This is a genomic window from Micromonospora sp. DT53 (genome assembly GCF_049841535.1).
Classification (GTDB): domain Bacteria; phylum Actinomycetota; class Actinomycetes; order Mycobacteriales; family Micromonosporaceae; genus Micromonospora.
Genome location: NZ_JBNCKM010000003.1, coordinates 39,935 through 59,374, shown reverse-complemented (window position 1 = coordinate 59,374; position 19,440 = coordinate 39,935). Strand labels below are relative to the sequence as shown.

The following is a 19,440-nucleotide window of genomic DNA, read 5'->3' as shown; positions in this document are numbered from 1 at the left end:
GACCTGGCCGCGCACCACACGCACGGCCCGTCGCCCGCCCAGCCCACCCGCGAGGCCGACGGCAGCGCACACGGTTGTGTACGCGGCGCAGGCAGGTCTTCGGACTCGCGGGCCTGACCGGTCGTGCCGGTCCCCTACTGGCCGTCGCTTCCCGGGCCGCTGGCCCAGTGCTGATGACGGCGGTCGTTCCCACTCACCGCTGCGGGGCAGCCCCGGATTTCCACCGGGTTCCCTCTTGCGACGCCCAGCCGGTCACGACGGGGCGAACCAGCGCCGCCGGCGAGCATAGCTGGCCAGGGAATCTGTCCACCCGGGGCGTCCGGCCGCGGCGGCGGATGACCTCATCGTCAACTTTTGCCATCTGAGGAAGAAGATCGCCGCCTCTTGAAAAAAGTCTCGCGAGGGTGAGGATATCCAGATGCGTCGTCTCCCCCAGACTTGCGGGCGGGTGGTCTCGGGCCTCCTCGCGTTCCTCCTCGCCTCGGCGATCGCCCTCCTCGCGTCCGCCCAACCCGCCGCAGCGCACGGGACCCTCGCCACGTCCACACCGGCGAGCGGCGCCACCGTGCGCGAACCGTTGACGTCGGTGCGGCTCCTCTTCACCGAGAAGGCCGCCGCCAACGCGTTCTTCACGATCACCGCCCCGGGCGGCACCCGTGTCGACAACGGCTGGTCGCAGGGGGAGCCGACGCCACTGGAGAAGCCGGTACGGGAGTACTTCCTGGTCAACGGGAAGTTCGAGCCACGGGAGTACACGACGGGATTCCCCGCGGTGGTGTCCGTCGCCCACCTGCCTGCCAAGGGCCAGTACTCGGTGAGCTACCTGTCGGTCGCCTCGGACGGCGACACCGTGCGGGGCACCCTGACCTTCCGTTACGACGGGCGGGTGACGACGGCGCCGAAGGGGTGGAGCCCGCCGTCGACCCAACCGGACCCGGCGCTGGTGGCCGCCACCGAGCAGCACAACACGTCCGGGCAGGCCTCGGCGGTGCCGACCACCGCGGAGGATCCGACGACCCCGCCGGCTGCGGCTGCCCCGTCGACCGGGTCGACCGAGGAGAGCGGTCCCGGGGCGCTGGCCTGGGCCGGCTGGGCGGCGGCTGTCGCGGCGGTCGGGGCGGTGGCCGGGTTCGTCGTCTGGCGTCGCCGATCCGCCGGCACACCCACCGGCCGGGGCCGTGCCTCGGCGGCGACCACCGGTCGCCGGGGCGGTGGCGCCCGTGCCACGAACAGGGCCGGCACCGGCAAGACCGGCGGCGGCAAGACCGTCGGGGACAAGACCGTCGGGGGCAAGACCGTCGGGGGCAAGACCGTCGGGGACAAGGCTGCCGCTGGCAAGGTCGGCGGAGGCAAGGTCGGCGTCGTTGCGCGTACCGCGAGCGACAAGCGGGGGTCCGCCACCGTGCCGGCGGCGCGCAAGGGCAACACGGTCGTCACGGCCCGCACGGACGTTGCTGTCGATCCGACGCCGACCGACCAGGCGACCAAGGCCCTCGCCAGCACGGACGGCGAGCCGACTGTCGACCCCGGACCACGGCCCGACACGGACCTCGCCGCCGCGACGCCTGGGTCCCGGTTGAACAACACCCACCTGGCGCTGTTCGTCGGTGGTCTGGTGGTGGCCCTGCTGGCCGGATTCGGGTTGGCCCGTATCGGCACGGCAGAAGAGAGTCCGGCGACCGGCAACGCACGACCGGCAGCCGGTGGACCGCCCGCCTCGGGGCAGGTGGGCTCGGCGACCGACGGGCACCAACACCCGGCCGGCACGGGGCCGCACACGCATCGGGGTGACGACGCGACGGGCGCGACGCTGGCGACCGGGACGACGGTCAGCGCCGGTGGGTACACCCTGCAACCGCTGGAGCGGTCCCAACCCTCCGGTGTACGCGCCGACTACCGGTTCCGGATCGTCGGGACCGACCGGCAGCCGGCAACGACCTTCGCGGTCGTCCACGACAAGCCGTTGCACATGATCGTGGTCGGCCGCGACCTGTCCGGCTACCAGCACTTGCACCCGACGATGGCGCCCGACGGCACCTGGAGCGTCCCCCTGACGCTGGCCCGGCCCGGCGGCTACCGCGTCTACGCCGACTTCTCCGTCACCGCGACCAACGGCACGCAGATCCCTCTCGTGCTGGGCGTCGACCACACCGTGCCCGGCGCGCACAACCCGACCGCGCTGCCGCCAGCGGCGGCACAGGCGACGGCTGGTCCGTACGCGGTGTCGATGACCGGCACCCCGACGGTGGGGGTGACGGCGCCGATGCACTTCCAGGTCAGCGCCGACCCGACCGTACCGGCGCAGTTGGAGCGGTACCTGGGCGCGTACGGGCACCTGGTCGTCGTCCGTGAGGGCGACCTCGGCTACGTGCACGTCCACCCCGAGCAGGAGCTGGTCGACGGGACTGTCAAGTTCTGGCTGACCGCCCCGAGCTCGGGCCGGTACCGGGCGTTCTTCGACTTCCAGATCGCCGGCAAGGTGCACACCGCCGAGTTCACGATCAACGTTCCCTGAGCCTGGAACTTTCTCCGTGCTGCGACCGACCAACCTCCCAGCAGCAAACATCGGAGGAAGAACACATGCGCACCACCAGCCCGTTCGCTCCCGGCCGCCGTTCGGCCGCCGTCCTCGCAGCCGCGATCCTGACGGTGGGCGCCGCCGGTTGCGGCTCGTCCGACTCTCCGTCGAAGGCGCAGGCGGGCCCGTCCGCGTCGACCTCGGCCAACCCGGACGCTGGTGTGCTCGGCATTCGTGACCCGTGGGTGAAGGCGGCCGACAAGGGCATGACGGCTGCCTTCGGGACCCTGGTCAACGACGGCGACGCCGATGTCACGGTGACGAGCGCCACGACCTCCCTGTCGCCGATGGAACTGCACGAGATGGCCATGAAGGACGGCAAGATGGTCATGCGGCCGAAGCAGGGCGGCATCGTGATCAAGGCCAAGAGCTCGCACGCGTTGGAGCCCGGCGGCGACCACCTCATGCTGATGAACCTCACCAAGCCCGTTCAGGCCGGCGACGAGTTGACCTTCACCCTGACCTTCGTCGACGGCAAGACCCAGCAGTTCCGCGCCGTGGCCAAGCCGTTCACCGGCGCGCAGGAGAGCTACGCCCCCGGGCACGGCGAGCCGATGACAGGCATGAGCGCCACGCCGGAGATGAGCATGAGCCCGGCGTCGTGACCGACACGCCAACCGCCCGGCCGGTGAGCAGGCGAGGTCTGCTCACCGGCGGGGCTCTCGCCGTCGGCGGTGCCGTGGCCGGCGGCGCCGCGATCGCCACCACGCGTGCCGACGGCTCCGGGCGACCCGACGCGGTCGGCGTCGACGCGACGCCGGTGGCGACCGTCGGCGGCCTGGTCGAGCCGTTCCACGGCGCCCGGCAGGCCGGGGTGGCCACCGAACCGCAGGCGCACGCGTCGTTCGTGGCGCTCACCCTGCGGGCCGGCACCGACCGGGCCGCGCTGGGTCGGATGTTGCGGTTGCTCACCGATGACGCCTCCCGGCTCACTCAGGGCCGACCTGCTCTGGCCGACACCGAGGCCGAACTCGGGCTGCTGCCGGCACGGTTGACAGTCACCTTCGGCTTCGGGCCCGGCCTGTACCTGGCGGCCGGCCTCGACGACCGCCGGCCGGCGTCGGTCACCAACCTGCCCGCGTTCCGCATCGACCGGCTCCAGCCGGCCTGGTCCGGTGGTGACCTGTTGCTTCAGATCTGCGCGGACGACGCGATCACCGTCGCCCACGCCCAACGAGTCCTGGTCAAGGACAGCCGACCGTTCGCCACCGTGCGGTGGGTCCAGCAGGGCTTCCGGCGCAGCCCCGGCGTCGAACCGGGCGGCCACACCCAACGCAACCTGTTCGGTCAGCTCGACGGCACCGCCAACCCTCGACCGGGCACGCCCATGGACAGCGCCCTCTGGGTGCCGGACGGCCCGGCGTGGCTGCGTGACAGCACCACACTGGTCCTTCGGCGGATCAGCATGAACATGGAAACCTGGGATCTGCTCGGCCGAACCGACCGCGAACTCGCCGTCGGCCGACGCCTCGACACGGGCGCCCCGCTCACCGGCAGCGCCGAACACGACGAACCCGACTTCGCCGCCACCGGCCCGGACGGCCTCACCGTCATCCCCGACTTCTCACACATGACCCGCGCCCACGTCACCGACGACCGGTTGAAGATCCTGCGCCGGCCCTACAACTACGACGGTGTGCCGACGGCCGAGGGTCACGCCGACAGCGGTCTGATCTTCACCTCGTACCAGGCCGACATCGCCCGGCAGTACCTGCCCATCCAACGCCGGCTGGCCGACCGGGACCTGCTCAACGAATGGACCACCCCGATCGGGTCCGCTGTCTTCGCCATTCCGCCCGGTTGCCAACCGGGAGGATGGGTCGGCGAGCAGGTGCTCGGATGACCACGCCAACCGGAGTTTCGTGATGACCGTTCCGCCGTCCCGCCCCACCGCCGTCCGCCTCGGCGCGGCGGCGCTCGCCGTCCTCGTGGCGGTGCTCATCCCGGCCGGTCCGGCCTGGGCGCACAACTCGCTCAAGTCGGCCACGCCCGCTCGGGACGCGACAGTGCCGAGCGCACCGACCGAGGTCACGCTCGAATTCATGCAGCGGCTCGACCCCACGTTCACCACGATCGTGCTCAGCGACGCCGCCAAACGGAAGCTTCCCACCGGCGAACCGGTGGTCACCGGAGCGAAGAGCACGGTCCAGGTGACCGACACACTGCCCAACGGGACATACACGGTCGCCTACCGGGTCGTCTCCGCCGACGGGCACCCGGTGCAGGGGTCGTACCCGTTCACGGTGGCCGATCCCACGTCCAGCGCCGCGCCGGTTGCCGACGTCAGCGCGTCAGCGTCCACCCCGTCCGCCGCCGCCGCTGTGCAGCCCGACGGCGGTCCGAACGCCGGTGTGCTCGTCGCGGGTGCCGCGCTGGCCCTCCTCGTCCTGGCCACGGCTGGGCTGCTGTGGCGACGGGCGACGCGGCGCTGATCCGACCCGTCCCGTGCGGTCGGGTCGCACCATCACCTCACCAGTCAAGGTCAACACGTGTCCGACACAGAACCACGGCAGTTCGCCAGCGACGATCCGAGCGCTGCCCGCACCGTCGCCACCGCGTCGGAAACCCCGACCGGTCCAGCCCTGACCGGTCCGGACCCTTCCGCCGTCCGGCCGAAGCGTCCTGACGGATCCGGCCGGGTGCTCACGGTCGCCGCCGTCACGGCGGGGGTCACCCTGCTGGTGCTCGGCCTCCGGGTCGGGGGTGCGCTCACGGCCGCGATTCCGGGCCTTCCCGACGCGGGAGCGAGCACGGCCTGGGCACTACCCGTGTTCCGGCTGCTGTCCGACGGTCTCGCCACCGTCACCGTCGGCATGCTGGTGACCGCCGCCTTCCTGCTGCCCGGCGACGGACGCAGCGTCTCGCCGCACGGCTACCTGCTCCTGCGGCGGGCGAGCCGCACGGCGCTGGCGTGGGCGGTCACCGCACTGTCGCTGATGGTGTTGACGGTCTCGGACCTGCTCGGCCAACCGCTGGAGACGCTCGAACCCGCGACGGTGCTCAGTTTCGCCACCACGATCTCGCAGGGTCAGTCGCTCACGCTGCAGGCCGGCCTGGCCCTGGCCGTGGCACTGCTGGCCCGCACCGGAGTGTCCCGCGGGCTCGCCGCGACTGTCACGGTCCTGGCCCCGGTTGCGGTGCTGCCTCCGGCCTTCACCGGGCACTCCGCCGGTGCCGGTAACCACCAGATCGCCGTCACCAGCCTGGCCCTGCACATCCTCGCCGCAGCGGTGTGGGTCGGTGCCCTCGTCGCGCTGCTGGTGGTACGGCGCAGTCGGCTGCTACCCGACGCCGCCGCTCGCTACAGTCGCCTCGCCCTGGGCTGCTTCGTCGCCGTGGCGGTCAGCGGGCTGGCCAACGCCGCCGTCCGCCTCGGTGCTGTCGACCAACTCTGGCAGTCCCGCTACGGCTGGTTGGTCCTCGGCAAGCTCGCCGCCCTGCTGATCCTCGGCGTGCTCGGCGCGGCACACCGCTCCCGCACCCTGCCGGCGATGCGCGCCGGAAGGCGGTGGGCGTTCGGCCGACTGGCGGCCGGTGAACTGATCGTCTTCGCGGCCACCGTGGGGCTCGCGGTGGCGCTCTCGCGCAGCCCCACCCCCGTCGCCGAATCCGGCGTCGACGCCGACCCGATCACCGAGTTGCTCGGCTTCCCGATGCCCACCGCACCCACTGCGGGCAATCTGCTCGGCCAGCCGCTGCCGGACATGTTCTTCCTGACCCTCTGCGCTCTCGGTATCGGCGGGTACCTGGCCGGGGTGCGCCGGATGCACGCGCGAGGGCACCGCTGGCCGGTCGCCCGGACGGCGAGTTGGCTGGGCGGGATGCTGCTGCTCGCCGCGACCACAGACCTCGGCGTGGCGCGCTACGCGTACGTGCTGTTCAGCGCGCACATGGCCCAGCACATGGTGTTGTCGATGCTGGTGCCGATCCTGCTGGTCGGCGGCGCGCCGGTCACCCTCGCCCTCCGCGCCCTGCGTCGACCGGCGGACCCGCGGGTACGCGGTGCCCGGGAGTGGCTGTTGATCGCGGTGCACAGCCGCGCCACCAGGGTGCTCACGCACCCGCTCGTCGCGCTGGGCATCTACACCGCCAGCCTGTTCGGCCTGTACTTCAGCGACCTGCTCGGCGTGCTGATGCGCTCCCACCTCGGTCACCTGGCGATGCTCACCCACTTCGTGGTCGCGGGCTATCTGCTGTTCTGGGTGCTCATCGGAGTCGACCCGGGCCGCCGACGCCTTCCCCACCCCCTGCTGGTGATCATCCACTTGGCGTCGATGATGGCGCACGGTTTCTTCGGCCTGGTCCTCATGCAGACCACCACCGTCATCGCCCCGGACTGGTACATCGCTGTGCACCCGACCTGGGCGTCGTCGCTGCTGGCCGATCAGCAGCTCGGCGCCGGCATCGCCTGGGCGTTCGGAGAGCTGCCCGCCGTCGTCGTCATGATCGTCCTGATTCGCCAGTGGATTCGTGCCGACCAACGGGAACAGGGCCGCCTCGACCGGGCCGCCGACCGAGCCGACGCCACCGGCGCCGAGGACGACCTGGCCCGCTACAACGCGTTCCTCGCCGCGGCCGGACGGACCGACGGCGACCCGAACCTCGCGGCCCGGCCGGAGCAGCCCTGACCTCGGGAACTCGATCTTCGGGAACCACAGGCGTCTCTCCCCCGACTACCAGTCAGAGCCGACGCGGCACATAACCGGGCGACCAGACCAGTACGGGAAACGCCTTCGGGTGCTTCCCGACTCTTCCGATCGGATCACCATGTCTCTTACCGAGTTGTCCGGCACGCCGACGCCGGAACCCACCACGACGGTCAATAGACCGGCCCTGCCGGCCCGGCGCACGTCACCGTTCGGCGCGCTGCTGCTGAGGCTGCACTTCTACGCCGGCATCCTCGTCGCCCCGTTCCTGGTGGTCGCCGCACTGACCGGCCTGGCCTTCACCACCACCCCGCAGCTCGACACGATTCTCTACGGCGACCAGTTGACCGTCGCCCAGGCGGGTGACCGTCAGCTGCCGCTGGCCGAGCAGATCGGGGCCGCACGCAACGCGCACCCGGACGGCAGCATCACCACAGTGCAACCCGGCGACGGCGACCGGACCACCAAGGTGGTCTTCTCCCTTCCCGAGCTCGGCGAGAACCAGCACACCGTCTACATCAACCCGTACACCGCCGAGTCGCAGGGGCAGCTCACCACCTGGTTCGGGTCCACGCCGGCCACCACCTGGTTGGACGACCTGCACCGCCACCTGCACCTGGGCGCGGTGGGCGAAAACTACTCCGAGCTGGCCGCGAGCTGGCTGTGGGTGATGGCGCTCGGCGGAGTCATCCTCTGGTGGCGTCGGCGCGGCGCCGCCCGAGCGGCCGCCCGGCATCTGCTCGTGCCGGACCTGTCCAGCGCCAAGGGTGTCCGCCGTACCCGAGGGTGGCACGCCACCACCGGCATCTGGCTCACCGTCGGGCTCCTGTTCCTCTCGGTCACCGGGTTGACCTGGTCCCGCTACGCCGGTGCGAACTTCGCCGCCGGTCTCGACGCGCTGAGCGCCCGCACTCCGGAGATCTCCACAAGCCTCACCGTCGGCCCCACCGCTCCTGCCGAGACCGGCGGGGGCCACGAGCACGGAGCCGCCGGAGCGGGCGGGGTGGTCGAGTCGGCGGCCTTCGACCGGGTCCTGGCGGTCGCTCGCGACGCGGGCCTCGCCGGTCCGGTCGAGATCGCTCCCGCGCCGGAGCCCGGCTCGGCCTGGACCGTCACGCAGGTCGACAACACCTGGCCGGTCGCCAAGGACCGCATCGCCGTCGACCCGTCCTCCGACACGGTCACCGCCCGCAGCGACTTCGCCGACTGGCCTCTGCCGGCGCAACTGAGCGGCCTCGGCATCCAGGCCCACATGGGGATCCTGTTCGGCCTGGTCAACCAGATCCTGCTCGCCGCGCTCGCCCTCGGGCTGCTCTGCGTCATTTTCTGGGGCTACCGGATGTGGTGGCAGCGCCGACCCACCCGCGTCGACCGTCGCGCCCTCGCCGGGACCCCGCCGGCCCGCGGCGGCGTACGCGGCCTGCCGCTCTGGGCGCTGCTGATCGGCGTACCGGTGACCGTGGCGATCGGCTGGGCGCTGCCCCTGTTCGGGCTCACAGTGCTCGCCTTCCTCGTCGTCGACGTCGTGGTGGGGGCGGTGTCTCGACGCCGACGACCTGCCGCGGCTCCCACCTCCCCGGCACCGGCGGGAAGCTGATCCACAGGTCCGGCCGTTCGTCTGCTGACGGACGGCCGGACGACTCGCTCAGATCACTACCTGTTTGGTGTTCGGCAGGCTGTCGACGATCGACTTCTGCACGTTGATCGTGTCGGCGATGATCTCGTGGGGCGTGTTCGCCATCCACTGCATGACCGAGATGTCCTCGAACCGGGGATGGCGGAACATCTCCAGGAACACCAGCGGCTCGTCGCCGGTGTTCTCGATGTAGTGGCCGTACGCGAAGGGCACGTAGCCCACGTCACCGGCCTGGAAGTCGAACGTCCGGGCGGCGGCCTGCGACGCGAAGACCCCCATCCGCCCGGTGCCGGAGATGTAGTACTGCCACTCGTCGGTGGTGGGATGCCAGTGCAACTCGCGCATTCCTCCCGGCTCGACCTCGACCAGGGCCGCGGCGGTGGTCACGGAGGCGGCGAAGTTGGTCGAGTCGGTGATCCGGACCGTTCCGCCGCGGAAGCGCTGCGGGGTCTGCGCGAGCATCCGGTGCTTGAAGCTTCGTGGGATGTCACCGGTCGGGCTGACCACCCGGTCCTGTTGTAGGGGCGGTGGGACGTCGCCCTGGAAGATGTACTTCTCCCGCTCCGGCAGGTTCTCCATCTGGTCGAGCGTCCAGCCGAAGTTCTTGGCCAGGACGTGCCGTGGCGTGTGTGCGAAGAAGTCGCTGAGCAGGAACGTGTTGTTCTCCGAGAACGCGCCGTCGTCGAAGACCAGCAGGAACTGCGCGCCGTTCTCCAACGCCTGGATGTTGTGCGGCACGCCCTGCGGAAAGAACCAGAGGTCGCCTGCCTTCACGTCCTCGATGAAGTTGCGTCCTTCGTGGTCGACGGCACTGATCCGGCAACTGCCGCTGAGCATGTACGCCCACTCCGACTGCTGGTGCCAGTGGATCTCCCGGTACGCGCCCGGCTCGAGACCGAACTGGACGCCGGACAACTGACTGGCGATCGGAAGGTCGCGGTTGGTGACCTCCCGGGTCCAGCCGCCCTTCTCCACCCGGGTGTGCGCCTGCGAGAACGAGAACTTGAGGTTGGGCACCAGGCGGCTGTCGGTCGTCGGCGGCACCAGGAGGTCCGGGTTCTGCCGCTCAAGCTCGACGTTACGGCCCGCGAAGGGCGCGGCGCCCTGGTCGCCGCGTCGCGGTTCGGGATCGCTGTTCGCCATGATCGCTGTCTCCTCACTCGGGTTGGATCGGATGGGGCGCGGGAACGGTTCCGCCCCGCAGCCGTAGCCGGGACGAGGTCCCCAGCAGGGCTCGCACTCCGGGCCAGCCGTACTGGACCGCGATCGCGACCGGAATCGCCGCCGCGGTCGCCATCAGCACCAGGCGGGTCCACGCCGGAGCGTGACCACCCGCCCCGGTGCCGGCATAGAGGACGAACATCAGCAGTACGACCCGGAGCCGATGCAGACCGGGAGGTTCGGTGAGCTGGGCCATGGTTCGATGATCGGCGCCGCACACCGACCGTCGCATCACGCGATCGCGCCATTACCGCACGTCAAATCCCGGACGGCGGGGCCATTCGGCGCAATCCCGTCGGTTCGTCGATCTGGTCGCCGGCACCTGCCGCCGTGGCTAGGCTCGGTCATAGGACGGCATTTCGACGCGCCTGGTAACAACCGGGGAGAACGCCATTGTCCGAATCATCCTTCACCTCAGGAACGCTTCCGGCCGACGACATCGCCGCCGACGCCGAGCAACGACGGCACCGGCTGTTCGCCACGGCGGATCAGCTCCGGCTCGCCGGGCGCGGTATGGAGGCTCTCCACGTCCTGGCGGCGGAGATCGCGACGAGTCGCAGCGGGGAGCGCCACCGGGCTCACCTGCTCGGTCGCCTGGCGCAGACCGTGGCACTGGAGCAGCCGACCGTCGCTCTGGCCGGTCTGCGGGAGGCGCTGAACCTTCGACTGGACGCCCGCAGCCGCAGCACCCTGCTCGCCCTGATCGCCACGATCGCGGCCCGTACCGGACATCCGGACACCGATGCCCTGCTCCGCGACGCGGGCACCGCGCACGCCGCGTCGGGTGACCAGTCGTCCGCTCGCCACCTCGCCCTCGGCCGGGCCGCCCGCTCGCTCGCGTACGGCGACCTGCCGGGCGCCCAGGCTGTGCTGGCGGCCCTGGACCCGGCCTCCTGGGTGGCACGAGCCGACGCCCCGTCCATCCGGGCCGAACGGATCCTCGTGCAGCTCGGCCTGGGCCGGCATCAGGACGCACGGACCGCGACCCGCCGGGCGCCCGACGAGGCCGACGTCTCGGGCTCCGGGCTGACCGCGCTGGACTGCCTGCGCATGGTGGCCGTGGGAGAGCTGCCCGAGGCGGCCGCACTGGCCGTGACGACGCTCAGCTCCGGCTCGGCGGACCTCACCAGGGAGGTGCGTGCCCTGTTGGTCGCGGTGATCGGCGAGGTCCGCTACCGCCGTGGCGAACACGACGACGCACGCGCCATCCTGCGCGCCTGCCTCGCCGAGGAACGATGGCCCGACCGGACGATGTGGAGCCTCGCGTTCTGTGTGGCGGTTCGCGACCCCGCCCTCAGCGCGCCCGCTGGCCTCCTCACCAGGATCGTCGCCGACCTGCATCGGTCGGTCCGGCCGCTCCTGCCGGTGCCGCACGTCGGCCCCCGACTGGTGCGCGCGGCGGTGGCCGCCGGCGACACCCAGGCCGCCCGCCGGGTCACCGAGCTGGTCGAGCAGGTGTCCACCCGTACGCCGGTGCCGCTGTGGCACGCGCTGGCCGACCAGAGCCGAGGGTTGCGCGACGGCGACCCGGACGCGCTGCGGTCGGCTGTCGACCGGCTGCGCACCACCGCGGCTCGGCCGGCGTTGGCGGACGCGTTGCTCGACCTCGCGAACAACCCTCGGGCGCGACCCGGGGAGGCGCGCGATGCCGCGTACGAGGCGGCTGCCCTCTATGCCCGGATCGGCGCCCCTGGCGACCAGGCGATTGCCGACCGGCGCAGCGCCGACCTCGCCGCCACCGGGCGCCACCGGCAGTCGATCGACGGGCTGCCAGGCGGGGGCGTCGGGGCGCTCACCCCCGCGGAGGAGCGGGTGGCCGAGATGCTCGCCGCCGGCGCGACGAAGAAGGAGGCGGCGAGGAGCCTCTTCGTCTCCTTCCACACCGTGGACACCCAACTCCGCGCTATATATCACAAGCTGGGCATAAACAACCGGATGCAGTTGGCGCGGGCCTGGGAACGGACCAGACGATAATCAACAGATGACCGCGCCAGCCGACCTGACCCCGCTCGCCGAAGCCGTGGAGTGCGAGTTCATGCACTCCTACGAGTCGCAGGCGCCCGGGCCCACGTACACCGATCTCGGGATCGCGACCACCCGCATCGGCGGCGGTGTCGCCCTCGCCATGCGCAACGACCCCTCCGGCGGGTACTGGAGCAAGGCCCTCGGTTTCGGCACCACCGAGCCGTTCACGGTGCAGACCCTGGATCGCGTCCTCGACTTCTACCGGGAGCAGGGCGTCGACCAGGCCGTCCTCCAGCTCGTTCCGTCGGTGCTGCCCGCGGGCTTCGACGAGGTCGCCGCCGCGCGCGGGCTTGAGCCGGGGAGCACCTGGGTCAAGCTCGCCGCCCGCCCCGGCGACGTCGCCGGGGCGCAGACCCGCCTGCGCGTCGGCCCGGTGCCGGCCGACGAGGCGCAGCGCTGGGCCGACGTGCTGCTCGCCGGGTTCGGCATGCCGAGCGGTGGGCTCACCGAGATGCTGGCCGCGACGGTCGGCCAGCCGGCGTGGCGACCGTACGCGGCCTGGAACGACGGCGAGTTGGTGGCGGGCGGCAACCTGTTCCTGCACGGCGAGGCGGCGTCGCTCAACGCCGCCGCCACGGCCTCCGGTCACCGCGGTCTCGGGGCGCAGTCGGCGCTGATCGCCGCTCGTGCCCGAGCCGCCGCCGAGGCGGGCTGCCGGTGGCTGTTCGCCGAGACCGGCAAGCCGGCGCCCGGCCAGCAGAACCCGTCGCTGAACAACCTGCGCCGTGCCGGGCTGGTGCCGCTCTACGAACGCCGCAACTGGGTCTGGCGAGCAGCTTCCTGAACCCGCCCCGTCGCTGTCACTTCTCGCTGTCGAGGAGGGCCATCATCGCGCTCGCGTACCGCTGCCCGGAGGCGGCGCCGGCCGGCACGGCACGCTCGATCTCGTCCAACGCGTCCTGGTCGAGCACCAGGTCGACAGCGGCCAGCGACTCGGTCAGCCGGTCCCGCCGCCGCGCCCCGACCAACGGCACGATCTGTTCGCCCTGCGCCGCCACCCAGGCGATCGCCACCTGGCTGGTGGTCGCCCCCAGCCGCTGCGCGACCCGGCCGAGCGCGTCCACGAGGCGCAGGTTGGCGGCCAGGTGCTCGCCCTGGAACCGTGGGCTGTTCGCTCGGAAGTCCGTGCCGGTCAGCTCACGGTCCGCCGACCAGTGCCCGCTCAGCAGACCTCGGGACAGCACCCCGTAGGCGGTCAGCCCGATGCCCAGCTCCCGCAGCGTCGGCAGGATGGTGGACTCGGGGCCACGGGAGAGCAGCGAGTACTCGATCTGGACGTCGCTGATCGGCGCCACCGCGGCGGCCCTGCGAATGCTGTCCGCGCCCACCTCGGAGAGCCCGATGTGCCGGATGCAGCCGGCCTGCTGCATGTCGAGCAGCGCGCCCACGGTCTCCTCGATCGGCACCTGCGGGTTGAGCCGTGACGGCCGGTAGATGTCGATGTGGTCGGTGCCCAACCGGCGCAGCGAGTACGCCAGCCGGTCCTTCACCGCCGCCGCCGACACGTCGTACGGTGCGGCCTGGAAACCGCCGTCAGGTGTCCGGCGTGCGCCGAACTTCACGCTGAGCACCACCTCGTCGCGGCGACGCTCCCGCAGCGCCCGGCCGATCAGCAGCTCGTTGTGGCCCGACCCGTAGAAGTCCGCGGTGTCGATCAGGTTCACACCCGCGTCGATCGCCGCGTGCAGCGTCGCGATGCTCTCCGCCTCGTCGGCCGGCCCGTACAGGTCGGACATGCCCATCGCACCGAGCCCGATGATCGACACCTCCGGCCCGGAGGTACCCAACCGTCGCCGTCGTAGACCCGTCATGTCGCTCGTCTCCTTCGGTCGTCGTCGCGGTGCGTCGCGATCCGGCGGCACCGTTGTGTACGCTGTGTCCATATAACCAGCAAGTAGACACCGTGTCCATATAACCGGGAGGACCAGTGGCCGAGCTCACGTCGGATGCCCACACGCCGCCACGGCGCGGTCGCGGCCGTCGCCCCGCCGACCAGGTACGCGCCGAGATCCTCACGGCCGCCGGTGAACTCCTGCTGGCCGAGGGCATGGCCGGCTTCACCATCGAGAAGGTCGCGGCCCACGCCGGGGCCAGCCGGATGACCATCTACAAATGGTGGCCCTCCAAGGGGGCGCTCGCCCTGGACGGCTACTTCACAGTCGTCGCGCCCACCCTGGCTTTCCCCGACACCGCCGACATCGTCGCCGACCTGACCAACCAGCTCGTCGCCTTCGTCCACCTGGTGCGGGACACCACCGCCGGGCGGGTCATCAGCCAACTCATCGGGCAGGCGCAGACCGATCCGGAACTCGCCGCCGCCTACCGCGAGCGCTACTCCGGCCCCCGTCGGGCCCTCGCCGTCGACACCCTCACCCGGGCCATGGCCCGGGGGCAGTTACGCGCCGACATCGACCCCGAATCCGTCGTCGACCAACTCTGGGGCGCCTGCTACCACCGGCTCCTCATCGCCGACCTGCCGCTCACCGAGGACTTCGCCCGCGCCCTTGTCGACAACCTCATCCGCGGGCTGCGCTGACCAGCTCACTCGGGCGGCTTGGCCCCCGACTGCTCGCTGACCATGTACGCCGCGTACCAGTCGGGCCAGTTGTCGTCCCGCTCCCCCGTACGTTTCTCGTGCTCACCGTGTGCCGCGGCCGCGCGCCGTAGCGCGCTCGCCAGGTCGCTCACGGAACCGAACGATGTCAGACCACCCTCGATGCGGCCGGGAAGCCTGCTCGTGATCTCCTGCATCAGCCAGGTGTTGCCGTCCGGGTCGCGAAGCGTGGCGCGCGAGAAGTAGCTGCGCCGCTCCGGGTCCGGCCCGTCGACCGGGCCGTCCGGGCTGACATGAAAGACGTCGCCGACCTCGACACCGGCGGCGACGAGGGCGTCGCGGGCCGCCTCGATGTCGGCGACGATCAGGTACGCCATGGCCGAGCCGGGAGCCGCCGGCGTGAGCCCGGGGCCGAACTGTACGGAGCAGGCGGAGCCGTGCGGCGTCAGCTGGACGATGCCGGGCGGGGTCTGGTCGAGCCGCCACCCGAGCCGTTGGTAGAACGTCTTCGCCCGGTCGACATCCGAGACCGGGATGACGACCACCTCAAGCTTGACGTCGAGGCTCTCGATGCGTGACGTCGCACTCGCGTCACCCTGGGCCGCCTTCGGGCTCATCGCCGCCCCCCCCTTCCTGATCATCACGCTACTGCCTGCGTTCCCGCTCGGCGCCGGCTTTCCGGCATCAGCCCGGCGCCATCCTGGTGGCCCGGCGCACCCCCAGCAGGGCGACCAGGGCGAGGAGGATGACGGCGACGGAGTACTCGTCGGCGGTCCGCGGCAGGCCGCCTGCGTAGACCACGAGGAAGCCGGCGATCACCGTGGGGAGACCGAAGCCGACGTAGCAGACGACGTAGAGCACGGACAGCACGCTGGCGCGTTGGTGCGCCTCGACCAGCGGCATGACCGTCTTGAGACTGCCCTGGAAGCCGCTGCCGAAGCCGACGCCCCCGAGCGCGAGGCCGACGAAGAAGCCCGGGATGGACTGCGCCATGACCGCCACCAACGTGACGATCATGCCGAGGATGAGCGCGACGATGCCGGTCAGGATCACGGTCCGCGCGGCGGTGTTGCGCTGCACCAGGACGGCGATCGACCCGAAGACGGCGAAGACGAAGAGGACCAGGCCGCCGACCACGATCGACGTGTTCATGAGACTGCGGACGAGCGCCGGGCCGAGCGCGCCGAAGAACCCGGCCAACGCCCAGACCGCGAAGAGCACCGGTACGACGACCAGGACCGGCTGACGCACCGAGCGGGGCAGCGTGACGTCCGGCCACAGGCTGCGGCGGGCCCCGGCCATCGGTGTGACCGTCTCCGGCATCAGCGCGACCCCGACGGCCTGGATCAGCAGGATCACGAGCAGCACCACGTACACCAGTCGGGTCGGCGCGGGCAGGAACTGGATGAGCAGCGCCGAGAGCAGGGCGCCGCTTCCGGTGCCGATACCGGGAGCGATCGAGTTCGCGAGCGTGCCCCGGCCACGGTCGATGTCGAGCATGGCGGCGCCCACGGCGCCGGTGGCGGCGCCGGCGGCCAGCCCCTGCACGAGACGGGCGACCAGCAGGGCCGCAACGCCGTTGGCGAAGATGAAGACGACAAGCGCGAGCATCTGCACCGCGATCGCGACGGCCAGCACCGGCCGCCGACCGACGTGGTCGGACAACTTGCCGAACGTGAGCAGCGACGCCAGCACCGCGAGCGCGTAGACGGCGAACACCACAGTGGTCGTGACCGGCGAGAAGTGCCAGCGTTCCTGGTACACCCCGTAGAGCGGGGTCGGGGCCGCCGACGCGGCCAGGAACGACACGAGGATCGACGCCAGCAGCACCAGGGAGACCGTCGGTGAGAGTCGGGCCCGCCCAGCGATAGGCATGTCGGTGCTCCTCGGCTGCGTGAAAAGCGGTCAGCCTGGGCGTTCCGCCGACCCCCGGGGCCACGGCGGCGTACCCGGTTGGCGCCGGCACATGCCAGCTCAGCCCTCGGCGTCCTGGCCGGTCGCCGGCAGGCTCGCCACGCCACGGACCAGCGCGTCCCTGAAGTCGCGGTACCGGTCGGGGCCGAGCGTGTCGGCGAGTTTCTGCTCGATCTGGCGCACGAAGCCGTCGGAGGCCGCCATCAAGCTGAGGCCCCGCTCCGTCGGCACGATCAACTTTGCCCGGCGGTCGGCCGGGTCGGGCGCGCGCCGGACGTATCCCAGTCGCTCCAACTCGTCGAGGATCGCGCCCATCGTCTGCTTGTTGCGGCCGGCCAGCCGGGCCAGTTCGCCGGGGCGGGTGCCCTCGGCGTCGAGGTACGCGAGGACCGCGCCGTGACGGGGCCGGACGTCGTCGAAACCCTGCTCCGCCGAGCGTCGGAAGATCTCCCGCTGCACGCGCCCGGCGAGTTGCACGGCCAGGATCCCGAGGTCGGGGTCCTGCTCCTTCAGTGTGCTGCGCTTCATACTTTGGTCCAATCATTGGACGGTACAACTTATGGACTATATCGTCGGTGCCGGCGACCGGTGGTTCAAATCGGTCCGCCTGACCGAGAGGATGACCATGACCATTCTGATTACCGGGGCAAATGGCACCGTGTCGCGGGAAGTGCTGCGGGAGTTGGCCGGCAAGCAGCCGCTCCGCGCCCTCGTGCGGGACGCGTCGCGCACGCCGGGGCTCGACGGGGTCGAGTACGTCGTCGGCGACCTGGACCGCCCCCGCACGCTGACCCCGGCGTTCGAGGGCGTGACGACGCTGTGGCTGCTGATGCCGATGGGCCCGCTGGCACCGAGCCAGAGCATGAACGCGGTGTGGGCGGCCCGGCAGGCCGGGGTGCGGCACATCGTCCGGCTCTCCGCGATCGGGGCCGCGCACGACGCGCCCACCCGCAACGGCCGACTGCACGCCCTCTCCGACGCGGAGCTACAGGCGTCGGGCATCCCCTGGACGATCCTGCGACCGAGTTACTTCATGCAGAACCTGCTCGGCGCCAAGGCCGGTGAACACCTCTACGGCCTCTTCGGTGACTCTCGGGTCGGCCTGATCGACGCCCGGGACATCGCCGCCGCAGGGGCGGCGATCCTCGCCGCGCCTCAGCAGCACGAGGGCATGATCTACACGCCCACCGGCCCGGAGAGCATCGCGCTGGACCAGGCCGCCGACGAGATCGCCCGTACGCTCGACCAGCCGGTGCGCTACGTGCCGCAGAGCGCGGAACAGGCACGACACGGCCTGATCCAGGCCGGCCTCGACCAGTGGTCGGCGGAGGTCCTCGCCGAGTACCGGGTCGCCTACGGCTCCGGGTGGGGCGACTTCACAAACGACCATGTCGAGCGAATCGTCGGCCGTCAGCCGCGGACCTTCGCCGAGTTCGTCCGCGATCACCGTGAGCACTTCGCCAGCGTCTGATCCGTCGACAGCTCCGGCGGTGCCCTCCAGCGATCCCGCCGGAGGGCACCGCCGTGCCTGCCCCTACAGCTCGGGGTGGCCGAAGAGTCCCGGCAGTCCGCCGCTGTGCAGGAAGACGATCCGCTCGCCGCGCGGGAAGCTGCCGGCCAACAGCGCCGCCATCGCCCGACCGGTGTACGTCGGGTCCAGGAAGACACCCTCCGTGCGGGCGGTCACCTCCAGCGCCGCCCGTACGGCGTCGGTAAGCGTGCGGTACCCGGCACCCACCTGGCTACCGTCGATCCGCAGCGCGTCCGGCTCGACCTCGCCGACGAGCAGACCGGCGACGGCCGCCCGAGGGTCCGGCAGGGCGCCGACATCCACACCGATCACCCGCTGCGCGCCCAACTCCCGCACAAGGCCGGCCATCGTCCCGCCGGAGCCGAGCGCTGCCACGACCTCGACCCCGTCGACGGTCGGCAGTTGGGCCCGCAGCTCCCGACCACAGTCCACGTAACCCTGGATCGACTCGGGTGAGGTGCCGCCGAACGGGATGACGTACGCCGACCGTCGCTCCGCCTCGACCGCCACCACCTCGGCGAGCTGACGGTCACCGCTCCAGACGATCTCCGCTCCGGCGAGCCCGTCGAGCAGCAGGTTGCCTCGCCGGCTCTTCGGGGGCGGGCCGGCGAGCACCAACACGCAGGAGAGGCCGAGCCGCGCGGCAGCGGCAGCGGTGAGCCGGGCGTGGTTGCTCTGCGGCGCCCCCGAGGTGATAAGCGTGGTGGCGCCGTCGGCGATCGCCTGCGCGCAGGTGTACCCGAGCTTGCGGATCTTGTTGCCGCCTCCCCCGAGGCCGTTGAGGTCGTCGCGCTTGAACCAGAGCTCGGCCAGCCCCAGCCGGGCGGCGAGCCGGGGCGCGGCCTCCAACGGCGTCGGCCACGTACCGAGGGGAACGGGTGTGATCATCCGTGCAGCTAAGCACTCCGCGGCCCCGTACGCAGCCGGTCAGTGCCGAGCTTCGGTCCTTGGCCGCCGAGATGTCTACTCGCCCTCGACTGTTCGTCTGATCCACGCCAGGAAGGCGGTCGAGCCGTGAACGATCGGCACGGCGGTGACCTGCGGTTTGTCCCACGGGTGGGCGTCGATCAGGTACTCCTCTAGCTGCGGGTACCGCTCGGTCGTGGTGTACAGCAGCACCTGCCACTCTTCGCTTGTGCCCTGCTCACCGAGGTGCCAGAACACGGACGCCACCGGCCCGGTCACCTGCGCGCCCGCCGCCAGGCGTGCCGCTGTTGCCCCTCCGGCTAGCGTCATCGCCGCTTCGTGGGTCGGCGTGGCTGTTGACACCTGCACGTAGTCGCTCACCGGCACAGGCTAACGAGGCGGGTGTCCACGGACAGGTACGGACAGCTC

At 71.4% G+C, this 19,440-nt stretch carries 18 protein-coding genes and 1 riboswitch; of the genes, 10 read left to right on the top strand and 8 right to left on the bottom strand.

The window, feature by feature from the left end; translation table 11 throughout:
- Positions 1-73 precede the first annotated feature (73 nt).
- Positions 74-287: riboswitch (cobalamin riboswitch) on the bottom strand.
- A 131-nt stretch (positions 288-418) separates the two neighbouring features.
- The 6 genes from ACLQ3B_RS11695 (at position 419) to ACLQ3B_RS11670 (ending at position 8,821) form a co-directional block, all read left to right on the top strand.
- Positions 419-2,515 carry a copper resistance CopC family protein gene (locus ACLQ3B_RS11695; RefSeq protein WP_425780001.1) on the top strand — a complete coding sequence of 699 codons (2,097 nt, stop codon included), beginning with the start codon at positions 419-421 and terminating at the stop codon, positions 2,513-2,515.
- Positions 2,516-2,580: 65 nt separating this feature from the next.
- Positions 2,581-3,183 (top strand): copper chaperone PCu(A)C, encoded by a 603-nt coding sequence (locus ACLQ3B_RS11690; RefSeq protein ID WP_425779999.1) that lies wholly within the window; start codon positions 2,581-2,583, stop codon positions 3,181-3,183.
- Between the two features lie 23 nt (positions 3,184-3,206).
- Positions 3,207-4,421, top strand: a complete 1,215-nt coding sequence (locus tag ACLQ3B_RS11685) for a Dyp-type peroxidase (protein ID WP_425780875.1) — start codon at positions 3,207-3,209, stop codon at positions 4,419-4,421.
- Positions 4,422-4,443: 22 nt separating this feature from the next.
- Positions 4,444-5,010, top strand: coding sequence for a copper resistance CopC family protein (locus ACLQ3B_RS11680; RefSeq protein ID WP_425779997.1), 567 nt, complete (start codon positions 4,444-4,446; stop codon positions 5,008-5,010).
- Positions 5,011-5,067: 57 nt separating this feature from the next.
- Positions 5,068-7,206, top strand: coding sequence for a cytochrome c oxidase assembly protein (locus ACLQ3B_RS11675; RefSeq protein ID WP_425779995.1), 2,139 nt, complete (start codon positions 5,068-5,070; stop codon positions 7,204-7,206).
- Between the two features lie 139 nt (positions 7,207-7,345).
- Entirely contained in the window at positions 7,346-8,821 is a 1,476-nt protein-coding gene (locus ACLQ3B_RS11670) for a PepSY-associated TM helix domain-containing protein (protein WP_425779993.1), read from the top strand.
- A gap of 48 nt (positions 8,822-8,869) precedes the next feature.
- Here ACLQ3B_RS11670 and ACLQ3B_RS11665 read toward each other — a convergent pair whose 3' ends face one another.
- Together ACLQ3B_RS11665 and ACLQ3B_RS11660 are read right to left on the bottom strand one after the other, a co-directional pair.
- Positions 8,870-10,003 (bottom strand): cupin domain-containing protein, encoded by a 1,134-nt coding sequence (locus ACLQ3B_RS11665; protein ID WP_196926071.1) that lies wholly within the window; start codon positions 10,001-10,003, stop codon positions 8,870-8,872.
- Between the two features lie 13 nt (positions 10,004-10,016).
- Positions 10,017-10,277, bottom strand: coding sequence for a hypothetical protein (locus ACLQ3B_RS11660; protein WP_425779991.1), 261 nt, complete (start codon positions 10,275-10,277; stop codon positions 10,017-10,019).
- Positions 10,278-10,474: 197 nt separating this feature from the next.
- Between ACLQ3B_RS11660 and ACLQ3B_RS11655 the strand changes: the two genes are divergently transcribed.
- Complete coding sequence (locus tag ACLQ3B_RS11655; protein WP_425779989.1) at positions 10,475-12,055, top strand: LuxR C-terminal-related transcriptional regulator; 1,581 nt, start codon at positions 10,475-10,477, stop codon at positions 12,053-12,055.
- Positions 12,056-12,062: 7 nt separating this feature from the next.
- Positions 12,063-12,890 (top strand): GNAT family N-acetyltransferase, encoded by an 828-nt coding sequence (locus tag ACLQ3B_RS11650; RefSeq protein ID WP_425779987.1) that lies wholly within the window; start codon positions 12,063-12,065, stop codon positions 12,888-12,890.
- 16 nt (positions 12,891-12,906) lie between these two features.
- Here ACLQ3B_RS11650 and ACLQ3B_RS11645 read toward each other — a convergent pair whose 3' ends face one another.
- Complete coding sequence (locus tag ACLQ3B_RS11645) at positions 12,907-13,917, bottom strand: aldo/keto reductase (RefSeq protein WP_425779985.1); 1,011 nt, start codon at positions 13,915-13,917, stop codon at positions 12,907-12,909.
- Positions 13,918-14,033: 116 nt separating this feature from the next.
- Between ACLQ3B_RS11645 and ACLQ3B_RS11640 the strand changes: the two genes are divergently transcribed.
- Positions 14,034-14,642: a TetR/AcrR family transcriptional regulator gene (locus tag ACLQ3B_RS11640; protein ID WP_425779983.1), complete on the top strand. Its 609-nt coding sequence runs from the start codon at positions 14,034-14,036 to the stop codon at positions 14,640-14,642.
- Positions 14,643-14,647: 5 nt separating this feature from the next.
- Here ACLQ3B_RS11640 and ACLQ3B_RS11635 read toward each other — a convergent pair whose 3' ends face one another.
- From ACLQ3B_RS11635 to ACLQ3B_RS11625, 3 genes are all read right to left on the bottom strand, one after another.
- Entirely contained in the window at positions 14,648-15,301 is a 654-nt protein-coding gene (locus ACLQ3B_RS11635; RefSeq protein ID WP_425779981.1) for a VOC family protein, read from the bottom strand.
- A 43-nt stretch (positions 15,302-15,344) separates the two neighbouring features.
- The gene (locus ACLQ3B_RS11630; RefSeq protein ID WP_425779979.1) at positions 15,345-16,535 is read right to left on the bottom strand and encodes an MFS transporter; all 1,191 of its coding nucleotides are present in this window, start codon (positions 16,533-16,535) and stop codon (positions 15,345-15,347) included.
- A 99-nt stretch (positions 16,536-16,634) separates the two neighbouring features.
- Positions 16,635-17,114 carry a MarR family winged helix-turn-helix transcriptional regulator gene (locus tag ACLQ3B_RS11625; RefSeq protein ID WP_425779977.1) on the bottom strand — a complete coding sequence of 160 codons (480 nt, stop codon included), beginning with the start codon at positions 17,112-17,114 and terminating at the stop codon, positions 16,635-16,637.
- Between the two features lie 85 nt (positions 17,115-17,199).
- On the opposite strand from ACLQ3B_RS11625, the gene ACLQ3B_RS11620 reads away from it, so the two are divergent.
- A complete protein-coding gene (locus ACLQ3B_RS11620) occupies positions 17,200-18,045 on the top strand; it encodes an NAD(P)H-binding protein (protein WP_425779975.1) in 846 nt (281 codons plus the stop codon).
- Between the two features lie 63 nt (positions 18,046-18,108).
- On the opposite strand, the gene ACLQ3B_RS11615 is transcribed toward ACLQ3B_RS11620, so the two are convergent.
- Positions 18,109-18,993 carry a pyridoxal-phosphate dependent enzyme gene (locus ACLQ3B_RS11615; protein WP_425779973.1) on the bottom strand — a complete coding sequence of 295 codons (885 nt, stop codon included), beginning with the start codon at positions 18,991-18,993 and terminating at the stop codon, positions 18,109-18,111.
- A 75-nt stretch (positions 18,994-19,068) separates the two neighbouring features.
- On the bottom strand, positions 19,069-19,392 hold the full coding sequence (gene cutA / locus ACLQ3B_RS11610; RefSeq protein WP_425779971.1) for a divalent-cation tolerance protein CutA: 324 nt from the start codon (positions 19,390-19,392) through the stop codon (positions 19,069-19,071).
- Positions 19,393-19,440 lie beyond the last annotated feature (48 nt).

Coding starts and splice junctions, on each gene's coding strand:
- ACLQ3B_RS11695 (WP_425780001.1), top strand. CDS start 419: ATGCGTCGTCTCCCCCAGACTTGCGGGCGGGTGGTCTCGGGCCTCCTC.
- ACLQ3B_RS11690 (WP_425779999.1), top strand. CDS start 2,581: ATGCGCACCACCAGCCCGTTCGCTCCCGGCCGCCGTTCGGCCGCCGTC.
- ACLQ3B_RS11680 (WP_425779997.1), top strand. CDS start 4,444: ATGACCGTTCCGCCGTCCCGCCCCACCGCCGTCCGCCTCGGCGCGGCG.
- ACLQ3B_RS11670 (WP_425779993.1), top strand. CDS start 7,346: ATGTCTCTTACCGAGTTGTCCGGCACGCCGACGCCGGAACCCACCACG.
- ACLQ3B_RS11665 (WP_196926071.1), bottom strand. CDS start 10,003: ATGGCGAACAGCGATCCCGAACCGCGACGCGGCGACCAGGGCGCCGCG.
- ACLQ3B_RS11660 (WP_425779991.1), bottom strand. CDS start 10,277: ATGGCCCAGCTCACCGAACCTCCCGGTCTGCATCGGCTCCGGGTCGTA.
- ACLQ3B_RS11650 (WP_425779987.1), top strand. CDS start 12,063: ATGACCGCGCCAGCCGACCTGACCCCGCTCGCCGAAGCCGTGGAGTGC.
- ACLQ3B_RS11645 (WP_425779985.1), bottom strand. CDS start 13,917: ATGACGGGTCTACGACGGCGACGGTTGGGTACCTCCGGGCCGGAGGTG.
- ACLQ3B_RS11635 (WP_425779981.1), bottom strand. CDS start 15,301: ATGATCAGGAAGGGGGGGGCGGCGATGAGCCCGAAGGCGGCCCAGGGT.
- ACLQ3B_RS11630 (WP_425779979.1), bottom strand. CDS start 16,535: ATGCCTATCGCTGGGCGGGCCCGACTCTCACCGACGGTCTCCCTGGTG.
- ACLQ3B_RS11620 (WP_425779975.1), top strand. CDS start 17,200: ATGACCATTCTGATTACCGGGGCAAATGGCACCGTGTCGCGGGAAGTG.
- ACLQ3B_RS11615 (WP_425779973.1), bottom strand. CDS start 18,993: ATGATCACACCCGTTCCCCTCGGTACGTGGCCGACGCCGTTGGAGGCC.